The organism is Thalassospira sp. MIT121401, from assembly GCF_047125595.1.
Lineage (GTDB): Bacteria > Pseudomonadota > Alphaproteobacteria > Rhodospirillales > Thalassospiraceae > Thalassospira > Thalassospira povalilytica.
Window position 1 is genome coordinate 2,333,494 of the sequence record NZ_CP138926.1, and the last position, 13,073, is coordinate 2,346,566.

At 55.1% G+C, this 13,073-nt stretch carries 14 protein-coding genes; 11 read left to right on the forward strand and 3 right to left on the reverse strand.

Features of this window, described 5'->3' with window-relative positions:
• The first annotated feature begins 148 nt into the window (after positions 1 to 148).
• A complete protein-coding gene (locus tag SIB88_RS10695) occupies positions 149 to 1,783 on the forward strand; it encodes a tape measure protein (protein ID WP_114100001.1) in 1,635 nt (544 codons plus the stop codon).
• A 53-nt stretch (positions 1,784 to 1,836) separates the two neighbouring features.
• Here SIB88_RS10695 and SIB88_RS10700 read toward each other — a convergent pair whose 3' ends face one another.
• Positions 1,837 to 2,211 (reverse strand): hypothetical protein, encoded by a 375-nt coding sequence (locus tag SIB88_RS10700; protein WP_147252103.1) that lies wholly within the window; start codon positions 2,209 to 2,211, stop codon positions 1,837 to 1,839.
• An 89-nt stretch (positions 2,212 to 2,300) separates the two neighbouring features.
• On the opposite strand from SIB88_RS10700, the gene SIB88_RS10705 reads away from it, so the two are divergent.
• Together SIB88_RS10705 and SIB88_RS10710 are read left to right on the forward strand one after the other, a co-directional pair.
• The gene (locus SIB88_RS10705; protein WP_114099999.1) at positions 2,301 to 2,861 is read left to right on the forward strand and encodes a helix-turn-helix domain-containing protein; all 561 of its coding nucleotides are present in this window, start codon (positions 2,301 to 2,303) and stop codon (positions 2,859 to 2,861) included.
• Positions 2,862 to 2,910: 49 nt separating this feature from the next.
• Positions 2,911 to 3,507 (forward strand): DNA-binding protein, encoded by a 597-nt coding sequence (locus tag SIB88_RS10710; protein WP_114099998.1) that lies wholly within the window; start codon positions 2,911 to 2,913, stop codon positions 3,505 to 3,507.
• A 78-nt stretch (positions 3,508 to 3,585) separates the two neighbouring features.
• On the opposite strand, the gene SIB88_RS10715 is transcribed toward SIB88_RS10710, so the two are convergent.
• Together SIB88_RS10715 and SIB88_RS10720 are read right to left on the reverse strand one after the other, a co-directional pair.
• Positions 3,586 to 4,656, reverse strand: coding sequence for a DMT family transporter (locus tag SIB88_RS10715; protein WP_412558041.1), 1,071 nt, complete (start codon positions 4,654 to 4,656; stop codon positions 3,586 to 3,588).
• A 139-nt stretch (positions 4,657 to 4,795) separates the two neighbouring features.
• Complete coding sequence (locus SIB88_RS10720) at positions 4,796 to 5,704, reverse strand: DMT family transporter (RefSeq protein ID WP_412558042.1); 909 nt, start codon at positions 5,702 to 5,704, stop codon at positions 4,796 to 4,798.
• 299 nt (positions 5,705 to 6,003) lie between these two features.
• On the opposite strand from SIB88_RS10720, the gene SIB88_RS10725 reads away from it, so the two are divergent.
• From SIB88_RS10725 to SIB88_RS10760, 8 genes are all read left to right on the forward strand, one after another.
• Positions 6,004 to 6,927 (forward strand): LysR family transcriptional regulator, encoded by a 924-nt coding sequence (locus SIB88_RS10725; RefSeq protein WP_068518517.1) that lies wholly within the window; start codon positions 6,004 to 6,006, stop codon positions 6,925 to 6,927.
• 144 nt (positions 6,928 to 7,071) lie between these two features.
• Complete coding sequence (locus SIB88_RS10730; protein WP_068518516.1) at positions 7,072 to 8,109, forward strand: C4-dicarboxylate TRAP transporter substrate-binding protein; 1,038 nt, start codon at positions 7,072 to 7,074, stop codon at positions 8,107 to 8,109.
• A gap of 96 nt (positions 8,110 to 8,205) precedes the next feature.
• Positions 8,206 to 8,724, forward strand: a complete 519-nt coding sequence (locus SIB88_RS10735) for a TRAP transporter small permease subunit (RefSeq protein WP_068518515.1) — start codon at positions 8,206 to 8,208, stop codon at positions 8,722 to 8,724.
• Positions 8,721 to 10,031: a TRAP transporter large permease gene (locus SIB88_RS10740; RefSeq protein WP_068518514.1), complete on the forward strand. Its 1,311-nt coding sequence runs from the start codon at positions 8,721 to 8,723 to the stop codon at positions 10,029 to 10,031. The genes SIB88_RS10735 and SIB88_RS10740 overlap by 4 nt, the downstream gene beginning before the upstream one ends.
• A gap of 10 nt (positions 10,032 to 10,041) precedes the next feature.
• Positions 10,042 to 10,707, forward strand: coding sequence for a glutathione S-transferase N-terminal domain-containing protein (locus SIB88_RS10745; RefSeq protein ID WP_228196539.1), 666 nt, complete (start codon positions 10,042 to 10,044; stop codon positions 10,705 to 10,707).
• Complete coding sequence (locus SIB88_RS10750) at positions 10,704 to 11,252, forward strand: carboxymuconolactone decarboxylase family protein (RefSeq protein ID WP_412558044.1); 549 nt, start codon at positions 10,704 to 10,706, stop codon at positions 11,250 to 11,252. The genes SIB88_RS10745 and SIB88_RS10750 overlap by 4 nt, the downstream gene beginning before the upstream one ends.
• Positions 11,253 to 11,300: 48 nt before the next feature.
• The gene (locus SIB88_RS10755; protein WP_068518725.1) at positions 11,301 to 12,173 is read left to right on the forward strand and encodes an amidohydrolase family protein; all 873 of its coding nucleotides are present in this window, start codon (positions 11,301 to 11,303) and stop codon (positions 12,171 to 12,173) included.
• 10 nt (positions 12,174 to 12,183) lie between these two features.
• Positions 12,184 to 12,984 carry an SDR family NAD(P)-dependent oxidoreductase gene (locus SIB88_RS10760; RefSeq protein ID WP_068518511.1) on the forward strand — a complete coding sequence of 267 codons (801 nt, stop codon included), beginning with the start codon at positions 12,184 to 12,186 and terminating at the stop codon, positions 12,982 to 12,984.
• Positions 12,985 to 13,073 lie beyond the last annotated feature (89 nt).

The window sequence follows — 13,073 nt, forward strand, 5'->3', positions numbered from 1 at the left end:
TGCCTATTCCATTGCTTAAGAGGCGATAAGAGCCGCTAAGAGATGTGTGTCCGATGTTTTCGCACCCATCCCTATCAAATCATGTTACGCGCACTGACGGGGCGATTTTCGGGCTTGTGCGCTTTGGAAAAAACACTGGAGAGCAACCATGTCTCGCGAATTGAATCTCAAGATGATCATTCAGGCCGTTGATCGGGTAACCAAACCGGCCCGCCAGATCGGCGCTGCACTAGGCGATATTGCTCGCCGAGCGCGTCTGGATCGTCTTCAGGCAAATCTTGCTGCCGCGCGGGAACGGTTACAGGCGCTTGGTCAAGCTGCCCGTAATGTGGGGCAGCGGTTCCGCGATTTTGGTGGCGAAGCACTTATGAAGGTGACAGCGCCTCTTGCGGCAATTGGTGGCTTTGCCTTGCGAGCATTCGGGCAAATGGAGCAACTTCAAACATCGTTCCGAACTATGTTGGGCAGTGGAGACGCTGCCAAGAAAATGGTTCAGGGGTTGTCTGAGTTCGCTGCACGCACACCCTTCCAGATGGAAGGGATCGGACAGGCCGCGAGACAACTTCTCGCGTTCGGCGTTGAAGGTGGCAAGGTAATCAAAAAGCTCACCATGCTGGGCGATATCTCGGCTGGTGCGAATATCCCACTGACTGAAATGGCCGCAATCTATGGCAAGGTCAAGGCCAAAGGAAAGGCTATGACCGAGGAGCTTTTGCAGCTTTCTGACCGGGGCGTTCCAGTCATTGACGTACTGGCAAAAGGGCTGGGAAAATCGAAAGACGAGATATTCGAACTTGCGTCTCAGGGGCGGATCAGCTTCGACATTCTCACCCGAGCAATGGAAACCATGACAGCGCAGGGCGGCGTATTCCACAAACAGATGGAAGAACAGTCCAAAACCCTATTCGGCAAACTCTCAACATTGATGGATAATATCGGCCTGTTCTTTACCGAGATCGGCGAAGTAATGACCGAAATGCTTGGCATCAAAGGCGGGCTGGATGGCTTGATCGTTACGATTCAGCGCGTGACTGCTGGTTTCCGGGATTTCGCAAAGGCAAATCCCTTGCTGACACAGGTTGCATTTGTTGCGGGTGTTCTGGCGGCTGCAATTGGGCCATTGGTTTTCGGTCTGGGGCTTGCGGCTTCTGCCGCTGGGGTGTTTGCCACAGGGTTCAGTCTACTCTTGACCCCGATTGCTGCGGTGGTCGCGGCATTGGCTGGGTTGGCCCTCGTTGTTTACAACTGGGAAGCCGTTTCGACGTTCTTTATTGAGGCGATGCAACGCGCATCGATTGCCATCAAGCGGGCATGGGCACCTATCGGAAAGTACTTCTCTGAGTTGTGGGAAGGTGTCAAAGAGACATTCAATTCATTCGTCAAAAGCGTCTTTTCGACCTTCTCCGGTTTCAGCCTTTCGGCCATTGGCGGGCAATGGATTGATGGTCTCTTGCAAGGTATGCAGGCAAAAATGTCCGAACTGATTGCCTGGCTAAGTTCTGCCGTGACCGAATTGATGGACTGGATGCCTGATTGGGTCAAAGAACGGATTGGTGTCGATGCCGGCGGCTTTGGTCAGATGCCCGGTGCTATGGGCAATGCCGCGTCGGCGATAGCACCCGCGATCGGGCGGCAAAATGGGCAGCCTCAGGGCCGCTTTGGTGGTGAGGTTAAGGTTTCCTTCGAGAACGCCCCGTCAAACATGCGGGTCAAGGAAGTCAAATCCGACAACCCCGATTTTGTGCCATCCGTCTATGCAGGCTACGCAATGGGTGGATCGTAAAGAAATCTGCTAAACGAAATGATTGCGTTTAGCAACGGACACCGTGTCCATTGTTAAATCAAACATTCAAGGTAGCTCATAGCAAGTTTGCAAACGACATCGTGTCGTTTGCATCGACCACGCTGCGAGAACGACACGATGTCGTTCTCAATAGGCACCTCAGAAAATATGGAGAACGACATTGTGTCGTTTTCCATTATGGAGAACGCAATCATTGCGTTCTCAAACAGGTTGACGAAACCGGCCCATGCGAATATCTTTTCATCGGGCCTAGAAACCCATCCACTGGCGGCAAACACCGCCGAACGGCTTCCTAGATTGAGGTCGTTGAAGGTGTTTTTTTGTGCCTGAATTCCGACAGGCCTACATTTGCGGATTTCAGGCCGGGGGACCATGGCGAATGTCCAAGGCGTAAGCCCAAAGGTCATGGTGCCGTACCAGTGACGGTTTCTAGCCCCCGGCTGTCTGCGGTGGTCGCAGACAGTGGATGCCCTAGAAAGCACACTGGAGAAACCCTATGGAAAACCCTTATCCGTTCAATAGCCACAGCCCTATGGAAGGGCTTCAGGACTCAATGGATGTTTTGGACCTGATAGATTGCCTGATCTCTGGCAGTCAGGATTTGAGCATGTTGGACCGCAATCCTCTGAATAATTCAATTTCCGGGCTCGTGACGCTGGTCGGCGCAATCCGTAAAAACATAGCGATTGCAACAGATGAACTTGACGAACAATTCCATCGTACCGGGACGGAAAATCTGGATCATCAGTTGCGGGAAGCTGAGCAACGGGGACTGCGAGCCGGGATGATGATGCATAAAATGGCCTCGACAGAACACAGCAGTCAGCAGGAAAATGCGACAACATCAAGTGCTGATGAGAGCTATCCAAAGCTCTCTGTACGTGACCATGCAATCATTGCGACCTATCGCCAAGGTCATCCAGTCGAGGAAATCGCCAAAGCGGTTAATCTTAAAAAACAGACCGTCCAGCGGATAATCGAACAACTCCGCGACAGCGGTGCAATCTCCGACATTGATCCGGATAGTAGCGGCACGGATATGGCCGCTACTGCCTGACCTGTACCGGTGCCGGGTTTATCCGGCACTTCGGTTTTATGGAGGTTGCATGACGGACAAAACCGATAGTTTCGACCTGACAGTGCAGGTGCCCATAGAAGAATGGGCCTATTGCCAGCGTCGGACAACATATCTTGAGGCCGTGCTGGTTCAGGTTTTGCACGATAAAAACCGTATTCAGGAATGGTATGATGCACAGGAATTGCTTGATTTGCGGTTGCCGGGGATGCCTGCCTCAAAGGCCGCAATTACCCGGCTTGCAAACGCCCGTGGCTGGCGCAGACTTGATGCGAAGGGACTAGGCGGCAAGCGATTCAAATATCATTACTCGGATCTTCCGGCTCGTGCTTTCGATGCGCTGATATCGCGGATATTGGCTGTGCCGAGGTCCTATGACGATGTGGACGTTGAGGTGGAGATCTTGCCCGAAATAGAACCGGCACCTGAGTATTTTGAGCCGGAAGAGGATAATACCGCACCGCCGTGGGTTTTACCTTTCATGCGTATCCTGAAAGGAGGCGCTAAAGGCAATATAGGAAAGGCATGGCTAAGTTTGCCAAAGCATTTGCCAGAGGGCGTCCCTGTGCCTTCAAAGCGAGAGGTGGCAGAAACGATAGTCAGATTGGGTTTGATCAAGGATGGATAGCTGGTCGAGAGACATAACTGGCGGCATGGCAATTTATCTCTAAAAATACCAATAAGTTCATCGCGTGAGCCGTTGCTGTTACCAACCTCTACTCCTACACGCGGAACGGCCACAGTGGTACAGTGCTGTGGCCGTTTCTTTGAGCCTTCTGAGAGTGATATAAAAGGCCTCTGAGAATGCTCTCAGATCGGAAGAAAACGTTTTTCCGCTTCCTCCAGATACAAGTGACGAACACTCCAGAAACATGTGGCGGGCTACACCAAAGACTGCCATCAGGGTTTCGGGGGAGGGCACGGGCAGGGTCCAGGGGCGGTCGATGATCGCGGCAAGCGGGATCAGTAGGATGCTCGAGGCGCTGGTCATGCCGGCTGCGGTCAGGATAGGGTTCATGCCGCCAAACCGTTTGCCAAACACCCCGGTGCAGCCATAACAGAATGTCGCAAGCAGGATGGCAAAGGGGGCAAGCGGTGCCAGTGCAGAAGCCGGTTTGAAGGTGTTCTCGCCCTTGGCGGCAATGGTTTCACCACCCGGCAGGCCGATGATCACCACCACCCCGGCAAAGCCGATCAGAACCCCCAGCGCTTTGCGCAGATTGAGCTTTTCATTGTCGGTGGCGATATGGGCGATGACGATGGTGAAAAGCGGGGTGGTCGCATTGAGGATGGCGGCAAGGCCGCTTGCGATATGGGTCTGTCCCCAGACAATCAACGAAAAGGGCACAAGATTGTTAAACGCCCCCATAATGACAATCGCGCCCCAGAATTTCGGATCACGCGGGATCGGGATGTGACGGAGCAACACCACCCACCACAGGATCAGTGACGCAATCGTCACCCGGCACAGCACAAGCGTAAAGGGCGGAAGATCGACAAGCGCTATTTCGGTAAAGAAAAACGATCCGCCCCAAAGAACCGAAAGAATGAGCAACATCGCCCAGCTTGTTCCATCCATCCTGAGATCGGGCATGCGTTGTGGCTGTGTGGGCATGGGGCGGGTTTCCTGTTTGCGCAAATGTCCCTGAAGGGTGGCCTTGGGCGAGGTGGCAGTGGTGGCAAGGCGGTTGCTGTCATCTTGCGGATAAACAGGTTTGCCTGATTGATGATTTTCTTCAAGCGCAAAGCGTTTGGGCGTGATTTCGGTGGGGAGCATTATTTTGTCCGTTCTTTGCTGGTGCTTGTCGGGGCTGGTGCTTGCCGGGGACGCCCCGGTAACGCGCAAAAAAATAGGCGAGCAACAATCTTGCTGCTCGCCATTTTCGGACCTGAAGCCTGATGACCGGTATTGAGGGTTATTTGACCGGCGCGGTATTTCCCGAAAGGCGGATGAATTTCGGCAGCTTGGCAAAGATCGTGATATTGCCGAGCAACACCATGGCAAGGCCGGTCGCGCCAATCGGGGTCCAGACATAGCCTTCAAGGAAGGTCGAAACCGTCAGCGCCACCACCGGGAACAGAACAGTGACATAGGCCGCACGCCCCGCACCAACCCGGTTGACCAGCGCGAGATAGGCGATGAACGCCACCACCGATCCCGGAATGGCCAGATACAGCAACCCGCCGATATAGATCGGGTCGGTCGGCATCACCGGTGTCTGGCCGCGCAAGGTGGCAAAGATAAACAGCAACACCGTGCCATAAACCATGCCGCGCGCAACCGCATCGCGATTGGGAATGCCCATGGAATGCAGCTTGACCGAGACCATGTTGCCGCAACTGAACACAGCCGTCCCGCACAGGGCCAGCAACATGCCGGTGATCGCATGGGGATTATGCGAAAGCGCGTAAATCTGATTGGCAAACAGGCAGGCAATCCCGCCAAGCCCGAAGGCCGCACCAAACACAAAGCGCACACCCGGACGATTGCCATAAAAGGCCCAGTTGCCCAGCGCATTGAAAATGGTCGAGGTGGTGAAAATCACCGCCACAATGCCCGATGCGATATAGGCAGTCGCCGAATACATCAGGATAAAGTTGATGCCAAAAAGCCCGCAGCCCAAAAGCACGATCCACGGATGGGCGCGCCATGGCACCGGGCGCCATTTGCGCGACAGCACCAAAAAGCCGCACAGCACGGCCGCGGCAAGGGCAAAGCGATAGAAGATCGAAATTTCAACCGGGATCGGACCGATCTGGAGCTTGATCGCATACCAGGTAAAGCCCCAGCAGAATGTAACAATGGCAAATAAAAGGGCAGTCATTTCGGGGCTTTCAAACATCGTGGCGCCGTAACGGCACATAAGGGGAAGCGTGGTGACGCAAGAGGGGCTTGGTTGTGCAACGGCCATGTGGGGCATAACCGTCATGCCCGATTAAGCCATAAGCCGGGATTTTGTTCTTTCACGTTCTTGCGGTGTTTTGGGTCCGGTTGACGAAAGTCTCAGGGTTATCGGCTATTGCAATTTTGTGGGGGCTTGGCCTTGATTATGCCGTCCGGTTATAGGGGCCGGATCATCAGCAAGAAAAAGCATGATCACGAATTACCGGGAAGGGGAGCCGGATGAACGGGGAATGGCAACCGGAACTGCGGGCCTTGCGATACTTTGTCAGTGTCGCCGAAGAAAAAAGTTTCACCCGGGCGGCAAACCGCCTGCGCATCGCACAGCCTGCACTGAGCCGTCAGATCAAGCGGCTTGAAGAAGACCTTAAGGTGCAGCTGTTTACCCGCACGGTACGCGGGGCGGACCTGACCGAGGCGGGCGAAATCCTGTTGCGCCGTGCTTATCTGATGTTCAATCAGTTGCAGCAAACCCATCATGACATCACCATTCATTCAACCCATCTGGGCGGGGTGGTGTCGGTGGGGATGCCGCCGACACCGGGGGAATTCATCGCCCCGCGTCTGCTTGAACGCAGCAAGGCGCTGTATCCCGATATCGAATTGCGCTTTGTCGAAGGTTTCAGTGCCGATCTTGAACAGAAGATGGCCAACAACGAAATCGGGGTCGCGGTCATGCATGACCCGACCCCGCGCGATGATATCCAGATCACCGAACTTCTGGTCGAACATCTTTGTCTGGTCGGGCGGTCTGGCACGCTTTCAAAGCCGTCCTACAGCCTCAAAGAGGCCGCAAGCTATCCGCTGATCATGCCGAGTCGACCGAATTTCCTGCGCATTCTGGTCGACAGCTATGCCGAAAAGCATGACGTGTCACTTAATATCGAAACCCGATCGGACGGGATCGGCCATACCAAGTCGCTGGTGCGCTATGGCCACGGGTTCACGATCCTGACCTATGGGGCGATCATTTCCGATGTGCAAAGCGGGGTGCTCGAAGCCATGCCGATTGTCGATCCGGCAATCACATGGCGGCTTTGCGTGGCCATGCGCATGGATCAGGGACGCAAACGCACCCTGAGTGTTGTCGAACAGATGATCCACGAGATCGTTGATGATCTGGTTGCGGCCGGTATCTGGAAATAGCCATGCCGCAAAGGTATGGGAAGCATAATTACATAGTATTTGAATTATAGGTCGCGGCGCGACTAATCAATGAGGACCGGCAGATGGGCATCTGTCGCAAACAAGAAGATTGGTAACCAGGCCCACGCGGCCCAGGGAGGAATGATGAAACGTTTTGGTAAAGGCGGGATGATTGCATCCGCTGCAATGGCGATGGTTGCGCTTGGGGTTGCGACCACTTCTTTTGCAAATAATGCATCGGCAGAAACCTATAAATGGCTGACCTTCAAGCCGCAGGGTGCCGGCGACGCACAGGCGATTTCGACCCAGTGGTTCGTTGATGAATTCAAAAAACGCACCAATGGCGAACATGAAATCGAAGTTTTCTGGGGCGGTTCGGTTGCCAAGACCCGTGAAATTCCCGATGCGCTCAGTGCCGGCGTTGGTGAATTCGGCGATATTGTCACACCGTATTTTGCCGATAAATTCCCGCTTAATAACGCCGTTGGTTTCTTCATTCCGCAGCCGAATTCGACGATCGAAATCGCGCATCTGATGGAAAAATGGCACGCCAAATATCCGCAATTCAGCCAGGAACTGGCCAATTACAACCTTAAGGCCGTCGGGTTCCGTCCGCTTGAAAGTTATGGCCTGCTGTGCACGTCACCGATCCGTTCGCTGGCCGATCTCAAGGGCAAGCGTATCCGTACCTATGGCTTTGCCTATCCGGCACTGGTCGAGGCACTTGGCGCAACCCCGGTTTCGATTGCAACGTCGGAAGCTTACGAAGCACTTGAAACCAGCATCCTCGATTGCACGCCGATTGGTCCGGCGCTGGCCTATGGCTGGAAATATGACGAGGTTGCCAAATACTATATCGAAATTCCGCTTGGCGCGTCGTTCGGTCACCTGATCGCGATGAACCTTGATACCTACAACGCCATGGATGATGCCACCCGTGCGGTGGTCGACAAGCTCGGTCAGGAATATGCCGACGCCTATAATGACGAGCTGGAAAAAACCATCAAGGACGTCCGTGCCGGCTGGCCGGCCAAGGGGGTTGAAGTCATTCAGTTCCCGAAAGAAGAACTGGTCTCCGTGATCAAGGACGAACGCATCCAGGCTGTCCGTCAGGAATGGATCGCGCGCGCCGAAGCCGCGGGCCTTCCGGCCCAGGAAATTGTTTCGGAACTCGAATTCTAAGAGTTGCCGACATTCACCGCCCCGGGAATGCCCGTTTCCCGGGGCGGGTTTGGCACCATGAAATATGGTGACGCGGATTAAGTGGAGTTTCCATCAATGTCGTTGTTCGAACGGATCTGCCAGTCCTATGGCCGGTTCCTGCGCGGCTGCGGATTTGTCGCAGGCTATACAACCTTTGCCATGATGATGCTGGTTGTGGCCAATGCAGTGTCGCGCTTCTTATTCAATTCCCCGGTGCAGGGCGCCCTTGAAATCACCGAAACCATGTTGACGGTTCTGGTGTTCCTGTCGCTTGCACTGACCCAGTATGAAGGTGGCCATATCAAGGTCACGGTCGTTCTTCAGCACATGCCGGTCTTTATGCAGAAACCGTTGCGGTTGTTTGTTCTCGCACTGGGCTGCGTGTTCTTTGCCTGGTGTGCACAGGCGGGCTGGGAATTTGCGATGCGGTCCTTTGCGATCAATGAACAGCAATGGGGATCGGTTCGCTATCCGCTTTATCCGGTCAAATTTGTGATTTTCTTCGGACTGACGATGCTTGCCATTCAGTTTGCACTCGATTTCATGCGTGAACTGATCGGGTCTGCGCCAAACAAGGAGGCCGTGGGCCAATGACGGGGCTTGAAATCGGATCTTTGGGCATTGTGGCCCTGTTTGCTGCCATCCTGTTTGGCGCGAATGTGATGGTTGCGCTTGGTGTTGTCGGGGCAGCCGGTCTTGCGGCCCTGGTCGGGACCAAGGGGGCGACCGCCATGCTGTCGACGGTGTTTTTTGACACCACGCACAGCTTCCATTTCAGTGTTATTCCGCTGTTTTTGCTGATGGGCTTTTTTGCGATGCGCGCGGGTCTTGGCGAAGACATGTTCGAAGCCGCCACCAAATGGCTTGGCAATTTAAAGGGCGGGCTTGCGATTTCGACCACGATGGGGGCGGCGGCATTCGGTGCGGCGTCCGGATCAAGTGTCGGGACTGCCACGGTCTTTACCAAGCTTGCCCTGCCGGAAATGCTCGCTCGTGGCTATGACAAACGTCTGGCATCGGCATCGATTGCCATTGCCGGGACGCTGGCAGTGATGATCCCGCCCAGTGCGCTTGTGGTGGTCTATGGCATCCTGACGGATTCAAGCATCGGCGGTTTGCTGGTTGCCGGTGTCATTCCCGGCGGTGTCTTTGCGGTTCTTCTGTGTATTGCGACCTATTTGACCGTGATGCGCAATCCTGATCTGGCACCGGTTACCGCCACCAATGTTCCGATGAAGGAAAAGCTTTATTCCCTTCGTCTGGCCGGGCCGCTGCTGTTTGTTATCATCTGCATCATTTCCGGGCTTTATCTTGGGGTTTTCACCCCGACCGAGGCCGGGGGCATTGGTGCGGGACTGACCTTTGTTCTGGCAATCATGCGTCAGCGCAGTATCCGCAAACTGGAACTGAGCAAAACCTTGATGGATACCATCAAGACGTCGGGCATGATTTTCGCGATCATCATCTGTGCGCTGGTCTTTTCGAAATTCCTGGCACTGAGCGGTGTGGCCAATGCGATTGGCGGTTTCCTGATCGGGCTTGAGGTCAATCGCTGGATCGTCGTTCTGATCATTGTCGGCATCTATTTGCTGCTTGGCATGATGATGGATGCCCCGGCATTGCTGGCCATCACGCTTCCGATCACCCATCCGGTGATGATGAACCTTGGATTTGATCCGATCTGGTTCGGGGTGTTTGTGGTGTTGCTGGTGGAAATCGGCGCGGTCACTCCACCGGTCGGGATCAACTGCTTTGTCGTGCAGGCCGCCTCTGACGGGCGGGTGCGCCTCGAAGATGTGTTCCGCGGATTGTTGCCCTATATCGCGGCCGGTTTTGTAATGTTGCTGTTGCTGTGCCTGTTCCCGCAAATGGCGCTGTTCCTGCCAGAATCGATGAATTGAGGATCGCAGGATGAATTCAGCAGAAAACCTTTTCCCGTTTGACGGCAAACTGCCCGGACCGAAACTGTTGCGGTCAACCCTGACATCCCCGTTCGGGCGCAAGGTCCGCATTGCAATGGATGTTCTGGGATTGTCCGGACGGATTGACGTTCAGCCCGCCGACACCCGTGATCAAAGCGACACCCTGCGTCAGCAGAACCCGCTTGGCAAAATTCCGTGTCTGATCCTTGAAGATGGCAGCATTCTTTATGACAGCCGGGTGATCATTGAATTTCTTGATCGCTGGTCGGGACAAAACAGACTGATCCCCGAGGCGGTGGATGAACGGGCCCGTATCCTGACCCGTGCGACCCTTGCTGACGGGATTGCCGATGCTGCCTTGTTGATGGTCTATGAAGGACGTTTTCGTGATCCGTCACAGATTTCGGAAGTCTGGCTTGATCATCAGCGCGGTAAAATCAGCCGGGCGCTCGATGCGATGCAAACCGCTTTGCCCGATCCGCGCAAAACCGATGTGGTGTCGATCAGTCTGGCCTGTGCGCTGGGATATCTTGATTGGCGCCAGCCGGTCGAATGGCGGCAAACCTATCCGGTGATTGTTGACTGGCTTGACGAATTTGCGGCTGCCGAGGCGGCCTTTGGACGAACCGAACGCCCCGCGGAGATCCCGGCATGACCCGTATTGCACCCTTGCAACCCGAAAACCTGACCCCGCGCCAGAAAGAAGTGTATGACGCCATTGCATCCGGTCCGCGTGGCCGGGTGCGCGGGCCGCTTGCCGTGTGGCTCAATCGTCCGGACCTTGCTGATCGGGCACAGGCACTTGGCCGGTATTGCCGTTATGATTCCTTGCTTGAACCGCGCCTGTCGGAACTTGCCATTCTGGCGACTGCGCGTGTCTGGAAATCCGAATTCGAATGGGCCGCGCACAAGGTCATCGCCCTTAAGGCCGGGATCAGCCCAGACATTGTCGAGGCGATCCGCACCAACCGGCAGCCGGTCTTTGAAAACGATGACGAAGCGGTGGTCTATGACTATGCGATTACCCTTCATACCGAACGCCATATTGGCGACGAACTTTATGCCCGCGCGGTCAAGATTCTTGGCCAGGAGGCGGTCGTCGATCTGACCGGTATCCTTGGCTATTACACGCTGATCTCCATGACGATCAATGTGTTTGAACTGCCGCCGCCCGACGGGGCTGTACCCGAACTGGAATAGGGTTTCGGGACCACACTGTTTTTGACATCAATACCAACGAGGATGGCCATGAATACTGCGCCCATCACCTATAAACCTGCGCCAACGCAGCCGAAATTCACCATGCCCAAAGGCGCTTGCGACACCCATTGTCATGTTTTCGGTCCTGCTGCTGTATTTCCCTATTCACCGCAAAGCAAACTTCAGCCGGGCGATGCGCCCAAGGAAACGCTGTTTGCCCTGCATGACATGATCGGCATTGAAAAATGCGTGATTGTGCAGTCGGGCGTGCACGGGTTTGACAACCGGGCCATGCTTGATGCCATGAATGCCCGCAAGGGTGATTATCTTGGTGTTGCGCTGTTGCCGGTAACGGTCGAAGACGACGAAATCCGCCGTCTGGATGATCTGGGCGTTCGCGGCATCCGGTTTAACTATATGGCCCATCTTGTACCCGGGGCATCGATTGACGAGCTTTTGCGTCTGGCCGACCGTCTGGCCAGATTTGACTGGCACCTGCAAATCCATATGGAAAGCAGCCTGATCGAAGGCATGGCAGATGGTCTTGCCAAATCAAGCGTGCCCGTGGTGATTGACCATATGGGGCGCGTGGATGCGTCGCTTGGTCTGGATCAGGCACCGTTCAATGCATTGCTGCGCCTGATGGAAAACGATCATCTTCTGGTCAAGGTGTCGGGCTGTGAACGCGCATCGCGTCAGGACGCGCCATATGGCGACGCGGTTCCGTTTGCGCGTACCCTGGTCGAACGTTTCCCCGACCGTGTTTTGTGGGGGACAGACTGGCCACATCCGAATTTCCGGGCCGATGCGCCGGATGATGGCGTTCTGGTCGATCTGATACCGGAAATCGCCCCGACTGCCGAATTGCAACAGGCACTTCTGGTCGATAACCCGCATCGTTTTTACCGTTTTGACAAATAAGGGGGCCGGTATGACAAGACGCCTTGAAGGACGTATTGCAATTGTAACCGGTGCCGGATGTGTCGGGCCGGGCTGGGGCAACGGGCGGGCAACGGCGGTCCGTTTCGCCGAAGAAGGGGCAAAGATCTTTGCTGTTGATCTGAACCCGGACGCGCTTGAAGAAACCATCGAACGCACCCGCAATGTCGGCGGTGAAATCGTCGGTCATATCTGTGATATCACCGATGGTGACGCGGTTGCCGCGATGGTTCGCGCCTGTGTCGATCATTTCGGGCGGGTCGATATTCTGGTCAATAATGTCGGCGGTTCGGCCAAGGGCGGACCGGCTGACATGACCGAAGATGTCTGGGACAAGCAGGTCGATTTCAATCTGAAAAGTGTCTATCTGACCTGCCGCAATGTTTTGCCGATCATGGAAAAACAGCAAAGCGGGGCGATTGTGAATACGTCCTCGACCTCTGGCATGCGCTGGACCGGGGCGGCACAGTCGGCCTATGCGGCAACCAAGGCCGCCGTCATCCAGTTTTCCAAGGTGGTCGCGGTGGAATATGCCGCCAAGGGTGTTCGGGTAAATACCGTTGTGCCCGGGCAGTTGCACACCCCGATGGTCGAAGCCCGCCTTGCCGGGCAACGGGCTGGCGGCGATGTCGATGCGTTGCTGGCGCAACGTCTTGCGCGTATTCCGCTTGGGTTCATGGGCGATGGTCGCGATACCGCCAATGCGGCGCTGTTTCTGGCATCGGACGAGGCCCGCTTTATCACCGGGACCGAAATCGTTGTTGATGGCGGCATGACGGCGCGCTGTGACTGAACAAATGAACTTGTAAATTTCTACCGGACAATAAACTTCCTTCTGCGTCATGCAGTGTGCGGCGATGGGCCTTGGCTCATCGCCATTCT

Coding starts and splice junctions, on each gene's coding strand:
- SIB88_RS10695 (WP_114100001.1), top strand. CDS start 149: ATGTCTCGCGAATTGAATCTCAAGATGATCATTCAGGCCGTTGATCGG.
- SIB88_RS10700 (WP_147252103.1), bottom strand. CDS start 2,211: ATGACCTTTGGGCTTACGCCTTGGACATTCGCCATGGTCCCCCGGCCT.
- SIB88_RS10705 (WP_114099999.1), top strand. CDS start 2,301: ATGGAAAACCCTTATCCGTTCAATAGCCACAGCCCTATGGAAGGGCTT.
- SIB88_RS10710 (WP_114099998.1), top strand. CDS start 2,911: ATGACGGACAAAACCGATAGTTTCGACCTGACAGTGCAGGTGCCCATA.
- SIB88_RS10715 (WP_412558041.1), bottom strand. CDS start 4,656: ATGCTCCCCACCGAAATCACGCCCAAACGCTTTGCGCTTGAAGAAAAT.
- SIB88_RS10720 (WP_412558042.1), bottom strand. CDS start 5,704: ATGACTGCCCTTTTATTTGCCATTGTTACATTCTGCTGGGGCTTTACC.
- SIB88_RS10725 (WP_068518517.1), top strand. CDS start 6,004: ATGAACGGGGAATGGCAACCGGAACTGCGGGCCTTGCGATACTTTGTC.
- SIB88_RS10730 (WP_068518516.1), top strand. CDS start 7,072: ATGAAACGTTTTGGTAAAGGCGGGATGATTGCATCCGCTGCAATGGCG.
- SIB88_RS10735 (WP_068518515.1), top strand. CDS start 8,206: ATGTCGTTGTTCGAACGGATCTGCCAGTCCTATGGCCGGTTCCTGCGC.
- SIB88_RS10740 (WP_068518514.1), top strand. CDS start 8,721: ATGACGGGGCTTGAAATCGGATCTTTGGGCATTGTGGCCCTGTTTGCT.
- SIB88_RS10745 (WP_228196539.1), top strand. CDS start 10,042: ATGAATTCAGCAGAAAACCTTTTCCCGTTTGACGGCAAACTGCCCGGA.
- SIB88_RS10750 (WP_412558044.1), top strand. CDS start 10,704: ATGACCCGTATTGCACCCTTGCAACCCGAAAACCTGACCCCGCGCCAG.
- SIB88_RS10755 (WP_068518725.1), top strand. CDS start 11,301: ATGAATACTGCGCCCATCACCTATAAACCTGCGCCAACGCAGCCGAAA.
- SIB88_RS10760 (WP_068518511.1), top strand. CDS start 12,184: ATGACAAGACGCCTTGAAGGACGTATTGCAATTGTAACCGGTGCCGGA.